The organism is Desulfosarcina cetonica JCM 12296 (assembly GCF_001311845.1).
Lineage (GTDB): Bacteria > Desulfobacterota > Desulfobacteria > Desulfobacterales > Desulfosarcinaceae > Desulfosarcina > Desulfosarcina cetonica.
This window is the reverse complement of sequence record NZ_BBCC01000056.1, coordinates 22027-32490: the sequence shown is the minus strand read 5'-3', so window position 1 is coordinate 32490 and position 10464 is coordinate 22027. Positions and strand designations below refer to the sequence as shown.

The following is a 10464-nucleotide window of genomic DNA, read 5'->3' as shown; positions in this document are numbered from 1 at the left end:
CCCGGGCCATCTGCGATCTTCTGGATCACCCCGAACGGGCTGCGAACTGGGAAATCGCGGCTATCAGCGGGTTCAGCAGCGTTTCACCTGGCAGCATGCGGCGGAAAAGACCGCCCAGGCCTATCGGGAGACCATTCGTGATTACCGTTGATTTCTCCCGGTTGACGATCCGCCCGGGCGACCGCATTCTCGATATCGGCTGCGGTTCCGGCCGCCACACCGCCGCCGCCTATGGGCTGGAGGGCGTACGGGTGACCGGCGCCGACCTGAACCTGAATGACCTGCGGGAAGCTCGTGAACGCTTGACCTTGCATGACCAATGGGGTGCGCACGGTGGTGGTGTCTGGAACCTGGCCGTTGCCGATGTTACCCGGCTGCCTTTTCCGGATGCCGGCTTCGACCTGGTTGTCTGCAGCGAAGTGCTGGAGCATATCCCCGACGACGGGGTAGCCATGGCCGAGATCGTGCGGGTGCTCAAGCCGGGACGTCCGCTGGTGGTGAGTGTGCCCCGCTTCCTGCCCGAACGCATCTGTTGGGCCCTGTCCGATGACTATGTCAACGCCAACCAGGGCCATGTGCGCATCTACCGCGAGGCAGAGCTGATCGACCGGCTGGGGCGCACCGGAATCCGGTTCATCGGACGCCACTGGGCCCACAGCATCCACACGCCCTACTGGTGGCTCAAGTGCCTGGTCGGTCCCACGCGCACCGACGCGGTGGCCGTCAACCTTTATCACCGGCTACTGACCTGGGACATCCTGCAGAAGCCCTGGATCACCGGTTTCATCGATCGGCTGCTCAATCCGGTTTTGGGCAAAAGCCTGGTCCTCTATTTCGAAAAAAAGCCGGCTGAACCCAAAACAGGTACAGCCTCCTCTTGCTCGGCAAGGCCCGGATGACCAGAAACCATGGGTCTTCGCGCTGACAAAAAAATGGCTTGACAACTCATCTCCGGTCGACTATTTATGGCGCTTCCTTCGCCGCCTGTCGGTTCGGGAAACTTTTGATCCCCAGTAGCTCAGTCGGCAGAGCAAGTGGCTGTTAACCACTGGGTCCGCGGTTCGAGTCCGTGCTGGGGAGCCAAACAAAACAAGGGGTTACAGATTTTCGGTCTGTAGCCCCTTTTTCTTTACCCACCATTATACCCACCACGCACCAGGCTACACTCATGCCGGCCATAGATAAACTCGCGGCGCGTTGGGGATGGACGCGCTTGTTATCACCGAACGATCGGCAAAACCGCTTGTGGGTCACATTTGACGATCCGTGAGCCACAAAAAACGCCCCGGTTTCCCAGGGCGTTGACTGTCTCGAATGATGGCCAGGGGCCGGTGCACCCTCAGTCCTGCTGAGGGTGGTTTGAAACATTTAACTCTTCGTTCTGTTTCTTAAAGTCCCGATAGATATTGTAGACGGCATCCCGGACCGGCAGAAACAAAGCCGAAAATTCGGCTATGGATATGCGTTCAGAGCTCCATTTGATTCCACCGCGATTGTATAAAGCCCCGCTACATAATTGTTAAGGATCTCCAAGTTGGTTTCCACGTCAAACTCTTTTTCGTAAAGACACATTTTGACTGCCTCCTTTGTGAAAGATTCAAAAGGCCGCCGTCTTTGCTGCAAAACAAAAATGGCGGCACACACTCGGTTTGCAGACCGGTCACAAAGGAAACCGGCGGGCCTAAGCCCCCGAGCATGCGCCGCCAATTGGATCACAGTGCGGGCATAAAAAAAGCGCCGTACTGTAAAATCTGGCGCTCATGCGCCTTTGTGTTTTCCGGCTGCAAAACCGGGTCATGGAACTGGCCATGACATTTTTATTCATACCCCAGGGTGGGCGGCCTGTCAACGGGTTTGCGGGCGCGTGGTGTCGGTAATACCGACGCTTGCTTTGAAACTCAGTTTTAGTGAGTTCCAATAATACCGTCACTATTGCCGACGGAATTCCCGGCTTTTGAAACTCGGCAATAACGACGTTCAAAGGGGGTCATTGGTGGTGACACCCTTTTCACCGCGGTCGCCGGGGCTATCGTTTTTTCAGGAACCGCTGTTCGAATTCAACCGCCCATTTCTGAAGCGATTCGGGCCGGGCACGCCATGGGCCGGTGGGGGGATGGGATTGGAAGGCAGGAAGGCCGTATTCTTTGACATAGCGTCGGATCTCCTTTTTGGGGATCTTCAGCGCCTGGGCGATCTGGTCGCCGTCCAGGAAAATGTCAATTGTCATCGGCTCCGTTATTCATCCAAAAAATCGATTTTCATGCCGGCAACGGCATTGCGAACCATCGCGATTGATTTTTTCACGAGCTGAATTTGATCGCCGGACAGCTCGGGGAAATTCCGTTTCAGCACCAACGGCAATGACTCAAACTCGGCGATAATCTGGCGGCCGGTCTTTTCCAGGGCGTTGGTGATCAATGACACCGGGGCGACCTTCTGCTCCTCGACATCATTTTCCCGCTTCAACTTTCGATACTTCTCAAATTCGATCAGCGCGGTATAATTTGCACCGTCTATAGGGCTCCTGTCAAGCAACCATCGAAAAACCGCAGCCGTATCGAAGCTCATTGCGACACCGCGCCCACCTTCGCTTTCGACGGGACACCCCTGCTTGCGCCAGGTGTCCACCGTCGTCATGGCAACGCCGAAGATTTCGGCCGTTTGGGATCGGTTGGCTTTCATGAATAGTAGTTTCCAAATTTTTAGTTGTGATCAGAGACCTTTCGCGCCTTCGCGTTACCCGCGGTAGAACGCTTCCAGAAGGACCCGCGACGATCACCCACCCCCGGGTTGCCGCCCTCCCCAAAGGCCCCCATGTTTAAAAACCACCACGTCATAGCAACTCATGGCGGCCCCATGCGGCGCAATGGGGTGGTCTATGGCCATGACAGGCCATGGTGTTCATCTTGCCGTCCTCAGCGCCTTAGCAAGCGCCTCGGCGAATCTCTTTGAGAATCGCTGGATGGCCACCCGCTCAGCCATACGTTTGAATCCGAAACGCGGCTTGATGTTGGCTGACCCTACGACATGGTACATCGCATCGATTGGCAGGCGCTTCTTTCCGCGGCGTTTGAATACGCCGACAAAACCGCTTTCCATTTCGAAAAAGCGGCTTCCGTTTTTCCCCTTGCTCAACGTTTTACTATCGTTGAGGATCTTGATGTGCCCGCCTGACTTGCGACCATACTTAGGCGTCTTATTTGTCGGAATGAGAAGTGCCCTGCCTTTGTGGGGTTTCTTGACCCCGCCGTCCTCTTGCAGGTCAGCGAAATAGGCTTCGGTATAGATGCGTGAGAACATATTTTTATCTGTTTTCTTTGCCGACTTGATCTTGATCCCGGTGGGCTGTTTCTTGAGCCACCACTTCTTCGTGACATTGAAAATACCGGATATGGCATCTTGGATGTACGACTGAACGTCTTGTGCGGTCCTGGTAAGTGCCAGGGCTGTCGCATAGGGGAGTTGCTTTTTTTCGACTTTGTTCATCCATCGCGAGAACTCTTTGATGTTTGATTTTACGACCAGCATGATTATTTCCTTTCGTTTTCTATTATTGTAGGTATCTCCACGGGTTCGGCCGGTGGTGAAAAACCCGCTTGAACCCAGACCCCGGGTGCCCAACCCGGATGGCCTGGATCAAACGGGGAGCGAATGCCCGGCCAGATTGCGCCCACCCGCCCGGCGCTTACTTCCTATGCCCCGTCGTTGTTGTAGGCGAAGGATACCGGATGGCGTACGGCGACGTCACAAGACTGGTGGACGATCAACCGAAGCCCGCCTGAAAGGCCGAGGGTGTAAGGATCGGCCAGAATATCCAGTCCGCCCCAGAAAGCAACGATCAGGTCGGACCAATTGCCGAAAAAGATATCCCCGCTGGTGATCTGGGAGGACACGCCGCACTTATAACCGGCCAATCGGGAACCATCATCTTCAAGAATAAACTTTCCGGTTCCACTGGCCTTCTCCGTGGTCTGCAGGCTACCCTGCATGGCCGGCTCTATGACGTACCCCAAGCTTCCCATAAGGCGTTATCGACGGCCACTGACGATTTCATGGCCACGACTTCGGCCCAGGTGGGCGTCGCCGCGGCGAAGGCGGTCGGGGCGTTGATGCCTGTGACGTTGGCAATGCCCGTGGGCTGCCCGCTGGCCCCGCTACCGTACAGACACGCCAGGTCAATACCGGTAGCCGCCGCTTGCGCCAGGTCATCGCGGATGAGCTGTTCAGCGTCGGGCGTGCCCTGTAAAAGCAAGTTCCTGGACAGGTCGGTATAAGCGCCGCCGGTTTTCGGGGTGAGGGTGAGGCTATCGAATTGGGCCTCACTGTTGCCGACGTTATCCCCTTCATTTGCAAGCCAGGCCCACACCGATCCAGAGGTTTTGCGGGGGATACTGACGTTCCCGACCAGATTGGTCATTACCCGCGCCCCCATGGCGAGGCAGATGGCCCGGTTCCGCAAGACATCAATGAACGATCCGGCAAGCAGGTTGGTACCGACCAGCTCCGCCCCGTCCGTTGCCGTGCCGGCGGTCAAGGTTCTGGTCTGCCACGAATTGGTCACGTCAATAGGGATTCGGTAACCCTTGGTCGAAATGCCGTCGCCTTGCAATCTCTTCGTCTCGGCGTCGGAAACATCGAGTTCGAGGCCTGCCATCTGTCTGAACTTTGGCTCATTGGGATACGCGGCGACCCGGAGCAGGTTCATAACCGAATAACTGGAAATCTCTCCACGACTCATCCCCAGGCCACGGTCAACGCCAAAGGTAAATGCGTCCTGGCTGGGCGGGTTGGCGTTGCGCCGCTCGACGGCGTCCATCACCTGGGTCCTGAAGGTCTCCAGCGGCACTCCCTCGCGGATCGCCTGATTGGCTTCCTTGGTCATACCGAAGCGCTCGCCCAGGGCTAAAAATTCCATAATTTCGTCCTTGGCTTCACGTGCAGCCGCCCGGCGAATCTCGCGGGGCCGTTTATTCTCATTTTCGTTTTCGATGGTCATATTTTTCTCACTTTCGTAGGAACGACCGATACCGACGGAATTGTCAGCAGGAACCGCCACGAGGGAAACCTCAAAAGGAACCCACTTAACGGCCCGATACACGTCGCCATCGACCTGTTTTTTTAAAATTTGATACCCGATCGACAAATTACGGATGATGCCGGATTGCACGTCGGCCCAGACCTCACATGCCCTGGTACTGTTGCCGAATCGCAGCAATCCACGCAATTTGCGGTCAACCACTCTCAAACATTCAACGATTCCGACCGGTGTTTGGCTGGAATCGTGGGAGACGATCAGCGGCAGCGGTGCCCGTGAAAGGTCCACGGCGCTCGGGTCGTGGATCAAAATCTCGATTCCGTCCCATCTTTCGACAGGCGCTTCCGAACTGATCGATGCCTCAACCGTGCGGCGTTTGTCGTCGCGGGTATCGATGTTGATTTCAAAACTTCGATAAATATTCAATGGTTGCCTTTCAAAATAAAAAAGCCCATCCCGAAATGAGAAAAACTCATCCAGGAAAGGCTGTCCGCGCTCTCCGCTTTTGCCGCCGGTCCGTGGGCGGGCAAAGCTGGAAATGTTTGAATTGTTCCGAAACGCTCGCGCAGCTTCGGGTCGAGCAAACAGGCTTTCGCACCGTCGTGTGTAGCATATTTGATACAGTTTTTCATGTCAATTGGATTTTTGTTCCCGCGAAATAATTTCCGTGGTTCGAACGATTTCGATGACGTGCCTGACCAGCAGGCCAAGGGATTCACGGTCGCCCTCGGCGGCCCTCTGGCCGGCCCACGCTGCGAGGTCCATCAGCGGTTGGCCGATCTCATCCACCATGGTCTTGAGTTTTTGGTCGTTGGCTTCCACCGGCCAAAGAGCCGGTCCTGATTTTGTCGCTGGCATTTTTTGATCCTTTCGATTTTGGCACCAGCCACGTCATGTGGTTTGGCACCAAGAGAAAACTGTTCTGCTCGCCGTGTTCCCGGATCGCCGCCGCGAGTGCTTCTGCGGGGCGCCCTTCGTACATGATGCAAATTCGGTCGTTCATCGGTGGGCCTTTGTATTGAGTTCCCCAGGCCGGGAGGGGCAGCTCGTCTGGGTCAAATTGTGTTATTCAATCCCCTTTTGGGCGCTCAAAACCAAGTTGAGCCGGACCAGCTCTTTGCCGATCGTTGCCTTGCTGACTGTCTTCATTTTCGAGTCTCCTCAAAAGTTCGACCTGCTGACGGGTTTCGTAATCACGGGCCTGCGCGTACGTGGTTGGCCTGATGAACCTTTCCGTTGGTGGAGTGGTGGCGGTTTGGTTGGCTATTTCGTCTTGCCACCGGCCTTGGTTCAACCAGGTTGCCGGGTTAGGGAAATAGTCTTGGCCGTCGTTACCCCGAAAATGGTTTTTATCGACTTGGTTGCTCATTGCCGCGATAAGCAGTGCCGGTGTTACATCGTTTCGCTTGCCTACTTTTTTCCAGGCCCTTAAGGCGGCATCCTTGCCAGACTTTTTCGGGCATGCCTGCCAGAAGTTTTCGAACGATTGAGAATAGCGATGGGAATCCCCCTTTGGGGGTATGGGGGTATTGTTTGGATCAGGATTAGGATTAGGATCTATAGTAGTGCAACGCGATCTGCTCCTTATCTGTTCCGTATCTGTTCCAGATCTGTCCCCGATATCATGTAACCATTTGGAATCAATCAATCTTATCTGTTCCGTATCTGTTCCCGATCTGCTCCTTATCTGCAACGCGATCTGTCCCCGCTGATTTTGTTTTTTGCGGGTGTCTTCCGGGTAGACAAGTTCGATTCCAAGAGATTTTAAAAAATTTGATACCCGCTTCCGAGACCATGACCACAACGCAGCATATCCGGCGACTGTTGCAGGGTTTCCTTCGTCGTAATCCACCTGCAATGAAAAAACCGCTTCGATTTCGCTATATGGTTTACTCTTCGGAAGGTGCATCGCCAACGATTTATCCAATGGTACCCAGTTACCGTTCTGCATTTTTACGCCAGTTCCGATCCGCTGGTGATCACGCGGGGTTTACTTTCTGATGTTCAAGCCACTTTTCAACATCGTCCGGATCGTATCTGACGGCGCTGCCGACCTTTAAGTACGGCAAATCCCGCCTATGAAATCGCCAGTTCCTCAACGTTTGAACGTGAAGACTGAGCTTTTCCGCAACTTGCTTTTCAGTCAGAAGTTTACCCATAACGAATTCCTCCTTTAATTCTTAAAGAATAAAAAAAAAGACGCCAAGCGATAAGCTTTAAGCGTCTTGTACTATCGTTAACCTACTTATATCAATATATATAAAGTCTACCCAAATCTGTTCAAAAGTTGAAAATTAGGGGGACACGTCAAATATATTTGAGCGGGTTCCTTTCTCTCTGACGTTTTTTCTTGAGTGCTACTTTTCTTTTTTGGCATTCTATCGAGTAGCAATAGATCGCCTTTTTATCGCTGGCTACAAAGAACTGATTACAGAACGGGCACCGCTTTACATTTTTAAAATCTGGGTATTTTTGTCCCGTAGTCAAAAAGATCATAAGCCACGAAAGATAGCAAAAGCTCATTAAGCCATCTATCATGGGCAACTTTCGAAGCGCCGTAAGGCCCTATGGTAAAATTTATCGATGGATTGAATATTGTTACCCACTCCCACTTTGTAGAATTCAAATACCGAATCGGGGGGTATTTATTTACTACCTGAGCAAGATATTCCAACCCTTGGCAATCGTTTGATGGATCGGTCCCACTTGATAGACTTTCCACAAGCCGAGTAAACCACAGATGCACCGCTCGGTAGTTCCGGGAGGCGTGATAGGCGATCATTTCCTCATCATAGCCTATTTCTCCGGGCGAGAATAGATAGCTTCTACCTTCAGCCTCTGCCTTGCTCATGTTCGCATACTTTTCGAATGCGACAAGAATTGATATCAAGTCGGGAAGGTAGGGGAACCGGAACATGTGCGGTGGTATTTCCAAGTTGGGCTCGTAATACTCGTCAGAGCCATCATATCCACCGTCGCCTGTTATCTCTTCGCTTAAATATAGGAGGGTGTTTTCAATATCTCCAAAAAGTGAGCGTATCGCGGTTTGATCTGATTGTACCGGAGCATTCAAGTATTTGATGAAAAAAGAGCCCTTTGATTTGCTGTCCTTTTCGGCCAGGCTTTCCATCTTACCATATCCCGTGATGGTTCCCGGTTAAGAATTCCGGGGAAGGCCGGCCGGGAAACCGGCTTTTCGGGCCGTCGCCCTATCCCCGGAAAATCGATTTACAAAAACACTTTGTATCCAGCGTTCAATGCCTTCGCCAACTTCTTGGCACGGGCAACGCCGATGGGCATCTTACCCCTTTCCATCGCCGAGATATGTCCCTGGGGAATGTCAGCTTTTTCGGAAAGCGCCTTTTGAGTGAGACCTTCACGCCGACGCATGGCACGCAAGACAACCGCCGGGCCTTCCTCTTCGCTGATATCCTGAAAGGCTTCCCGCCATGGAACAGTATCTGACGTGTCCACAAATCCCAGGCGGGAAAGAAAGTCCACCGCTGCCTGGCGGTTCGACTCCGGCCCCTGAAAGGTGAGGACCACGGTTTTATCAGTACGGCGCTTTTTCGTGCGTTCCAGCATATGTCACCTCGACAAGCTGTATTGTCCGGTTGCGCACTTCCCAGACAGCCACATAGGTGGGCCGACCCTTTTTGATGTGACAATGGTGGCGTCCTGGACTCAGCTTGCTGTAATTGGGCCAATCTCCCCGGACAGGCCCGTATATTTCAATTTGACGGATCAGGGCATACAGGTTTTCCCGTACGACCTTCGGCAACGTCTTGGTTTGCTTTACCGCCTTTTTGCTTAATACGACTTGCCACAGGTTCATATTATACCTTTTTTAGTATATGTCAAGGCTGAGATCAATCCCGATCATCAATACCGGCTACCTTCTTGCCATTATCGGTTGTAATACTGGCCACGATATCACCGGCAAGGTTGCTGGCGGCCTTCAACGCTTCGTCTCGTAGGTGGGCATAGCGTTGGGTCATCAACGGGCTCTTGTGGGTCATCAGTTTTTGCAAGGTGTATAAGTCCACCTGGCCGCTACTGGCCAGCATCGAAGCGTAGACATGCCTGAGCCCATGAAGCGGCCGAAATCCCGGCGGGAACCCTGCCGCCTTGGCTATCCTACGGAAACTATCACGGCAATCGGTCAGGTGCTGCCCAGGAAAGCGCCCGGGAAAGACCCATGGTTCGTCATCGTCCGTCTCGATTGATTCCAACACCGCCCGTGCTGCATCATTTAAAGGAATGGTTTGGTCTTGCCCGCCTTTTGGGTCGGCCAACGTGATGAACCCGCGGCGGAAATCGATGTCATCCCACCGGAGTTTGAAAATCTCACCTCGGCGCATCCCGGTGAACAATGCAAGCCGCATGACATTGGCGGCCGTCTGGTCATTATCGGCGTCAAGAACTTCAATCAACTTCTTGATCTGTTCGGGGGAAAGGTCTTCGGTGGTCTGGTTGTTCAAGCGGGGAATTTCGATTTTATAATTAATAGGCGCCACCAACCCACGGTTGACACCATAGTTGACCGTTCGGCGTAGAAGCTCCAACACCCGAACGCCCATGGTCTTCTTGCCGGCCTTGATCCATTTGATCCTAATCCGGTCAATATCCAGGGGAACGAGTTCACCGGGCTCCTTTTTGCCGATGCGGTTCCTGATCGCATTTTCATATTTGAGCTTCTCGTTCTTCAAGGACTTGTTATCGGCGTTGTTTTCACAGTAAAGGTCCCATAACCGGTCGATGGTCCATCGGTCGTTTTCTGCCTTCTCAGCGGCTTCTTGAGCGGCTCTGCGTTCGGCATTCGGGAGTTCTCTCCCCTGTATCTTGTTCGCCCGTATCTGGTTCGCCTTGGCTGGTGTCATGTTGTCCTGATATTGCCGACCGGCCTTTTCCTGTACCCGCTTCCCATTTTTGCGGTAATCGATGTAGAAAATCTTTTCCGGCTTGCCGGTCGAAACCGCCTTCCCAAGGATGTAATAGACACCAGGATAGTCGGTCTTGAATCTTTTTTGTGCTGGCATGACATCCCCCTTTTGGAGACCACTGAAAAAACCACTTGGAATCGATACCCACCACTATACCCACCATGGAGCTTATAAAATCAGGTAAGCCTGATTATGTCAATTAAAAATAAAGCAATCACAACATACTGCTTTTGCTGTTTTTTATTACGTCTAAGGAAATACAGGTAAATAGGGCGAAAATCCAAAACCGTGGCTGTTAACCACTGGGTCCGCGGTTCGAGTCCGTGCTGGGGAGCCAAAATTCTATCCGCTGAAAACAGCGGTTCTTATTTAACGCAATACCCTGTGGGTTGATCCCCACGGGGTATTGTCGTTTCTGCCCTGCCTTCGCCGACTTACGCCGACGGGCACATCCTTCCCGATTCTCCGTTTCGATGCTCTCCGCTC

The 10464-nt window shown here is 53.1% G+C and carries 13 protein-coding genes and 1 tRNA gene; 2 read left to right on the top strand and 12 right to left on the bottom strand.

Annotated elements, in window-relative coordinates; genetic code table 11:
* The first annotated feature begins 137 nt into the window (after window positions 1–137).
* Both JCM12296_RS14295 and JCM12296_RS14290 read left to right on the top strand, forming a co-directional pair.
* Window positions 138–899, top strand: a complete 762-nt coding sequence (locus tag JCM12296_RS14295) for a class I SAM-dependent methyltransferase (RefSeq protein ID WP_054694248.1) — start codon at window positions 138–140, stop codon at window positions 897–899.
* A gap of 108 nt (window positions 900–1007) precedes the next feature.
* Window positions 1008–1083, top strand: a tRNA-Asn gene (locus JCM12296_RS14290).
* A 943-nt stretch (window positions 1084–2026) separates the two neighbouring features.
* On the opposite strand, the gene JCM12296_RS14285 is transcribed toward JCM12296_RS14290, so the two are convergent.
* From JCM12296_RS14285 to JCM12296_RS14230, 12 genes are all read right to left on the bottom strand, one after another.
* The gene (locus tag JCM12296_RS14285; RefSeq protein WP_054694245.1) at window positions 2027–2227 is read right to left on the bottom strand and encodes a MerR family transcriptional regulator; all 201 of its coding nucleotides are present in this window, start codon (window positions 2225–2227) and stop codon (window positions 2027–2029) included.
* Between the two features lie 8 nt (window positions 2228–2235).
* Window positions 2236–2682, bottom strand: coding sequence for a terminase small subunit (locus JCM12296_RS14280; protein WP_054694242.1), 447 nt, complete (start codon window positions 2680–2682; stop codon window positions 2236–2238).
* Between the two features lie 219 nt (window positions 2683–2901).
* Window positions 2902–3528, bottom strand: a complete 627-nt coding sequence (locus JCM12296_RS14275; protein ID WP_054694239.1) for a phage tail protein — start codon at window positions 3526–3528, stop codon at window positions 2902–2904.
* Between the two features lie 164 nt (window positions 3529–3692).
* Window positions 3693–3989, bottom strand: coding sequence for a phage major capsid family protein (locus tag JCM12296_RS47525; protein ID WP_054694236.1), 297 nt, complete (start codon window positions 3987–3989; stop codon window positions 3693–3695).
* Between the two features lie 8 nt (window positions 3990–3997).
* Complete coding sequence (locus tag JCM12296_RS14265) at window positions 3998–5323, bottom strand: phage major capsid protein (RefSeq protein WP_281492017.1); 1326 nt, start codon at window positions 5321–5323, stop codon at window positions 3998–4000.
* A 134-nt stretch (window positions 5324–5457) separates the two neighbouring features.
* Window positions 5458–5667: a hypothetical protein gene (locus JCM12296_RS14260; protein ID WP_054694231.1), complete on the bottom strand. Its 210-nt coding sequence runs from the start codon at window positions 5665–5667 to the stop codon at window positions 5458–5460.
* 1 nt (window position 5668) lies between these two features.
* The gene (locus JCM12296_RS14255) at window positions 5669–5893 is read right to left on the bottom strand and encodes a hypothetical protein (RefSeq protein WP_054694228.1); all 225 of its coding nucleotides are present in this window, start codon (window positions 5891–5893) and stop codon (window positions 5669–5671) included.
* Between the two features lie 211 nt (window positions 5894–6104).
* On the bottom strand, window positions 6105–6986 hold the full coding sequence (locus JCM12296_RS14250; protein WP_054694225.1) for a hypothetical protein: 882 nt from the start codon (window positions 6984–6986) through the stop codon (window positions 6105–6107).
* Window positions 6987–7014: 28 nt separating this feature from the next.
* Window positions 7015–7194 (bottom strand): helix-turn-helix domain-containing protein, encoded by a 180-nt coding sequence (locus JCM12296_RS14245; RefSeq protein WP_054694223.1) that lies wholly within the window; start codon window positions 7192–7194, stop codon window positions 7015–7017.
* A gap of 296 nt (window positions 7195–7490) precedes the next feature.
* On the bottom strand, window positions 7491–8165 hold the full coding sequence (locus tag JCM12296_RS14240; RefSeq protein WP_054694221.1) for a hypothetical protein: 675 nt from the start codon (window positions 8163–8165) through the stop codon (window positions 7491–7493).
* A gap of 98 nt (window positions 8166–8263) precedes the next feature.
* On the bottom strand, window positions 8264–8620 hold the full coding sequence (locus JCM12296_RS14235) for a helix-turn-helix domain-containing protein (RefSeq protein WP_054694218.1): 357 nt from the start codon (window positions 8618–8620) through the stop codon (window positions 8264–8266).
* A 284-nt stretch (window positions 8621–8904) separates the two neighbouring features.
* A complete protein-coding gene (locus tag JCM12296_RS14230; protein ID WP_054694215.1) occupies window positions 8905–10074 on the bottom strand; it encodes a tyrosine-type recombinase/integrase in 1170 nt (389 codons plus the stop codon).
* Window positions 10075–10464 lie beyond the last annotated feature (390 nt).

Bases quoted from the DNA above. Each gene is read 5' to 3' on its own strand.
- JCM12296_RS14235 (WP_054694218.1), bottom strand. From the start codon at position 8,620: ATGCTGGAACGCACGAAAAAGCGCCGTACTGATAAAACCGTGGTCCTC.
- JCM12296_RS14280 (WP_054694242.1), bottom strand. From the start codon at position 2,682: ATGAAAGCCAACCGATCCCAAACGGCCGAAATCTTCGGCGTTGCCATG.
- JCM12296_RS14255 (WP_054694228.1), bottom strand. From the start codon at position 5,893: ATGCCAGCGACAAAATCAGGACCGGCTCTTTGGCCGGTGGAAGCCAAC.
- JCM12296_RS14240 (WP_054694221.1), bottom strand. From the start codon at position 8,165: ATGGAAAGCCTGGCCGAAAAGGACAGCAAATCAAAGGGCTCTTTTTTC.
- JCM12296_RS14285 (WP_054694245.1), bottom strand. From the start codon at position 2,227: ATGACAATTGACATTTTCCTGGACGGCGACCAGATCGCCCAGGCGCTG.
- JCM12296_RS14245 (WP_054694223.1), bottom strand. From the start codon at position 7,194: ATGGGTAAACTTCTGACTGAAAAGCAAGTTGCGGAAAAGCTCAGTCTT.
- JCM12296_RS14250 (WP_054694225.1), bottom strand. From the start codon at position 6,986: ATGCAGAACGGTAACTGGGTACCATTGGATAAATCGTTGGCGATGCAC.
- JCM12296_RS14275 (WP_054694239.1), bottom strand. From the start codon at position 3,528: ATGCTGGTCGTAAAATCAAACATCAAAGAGTTCTCGCGATGGATGAAC.
- JCM12296_RS47525 (WP_054694236.1), bottom strand. From the start codon at position 3,989: ATGCAGGGTAGCCTGCAGACCACGGAGAAGGCCAGTGGAACCGGAAAG.
- JCM12296_RS14260 (WP_054694231.1), bottom strand. From the start codon at position 5,667: ATGAAAAACTGTATCAAATATGCTACACACGACGGTGCGAAAGCCTGT.
- JCM12296_RS14230 (WP_054694215.1), bottom strand. From the start codon at position 10,074: ATGCCAGCACAAAAAAGATTCAAGACCGACTATCCTGGTGTCTATTAC.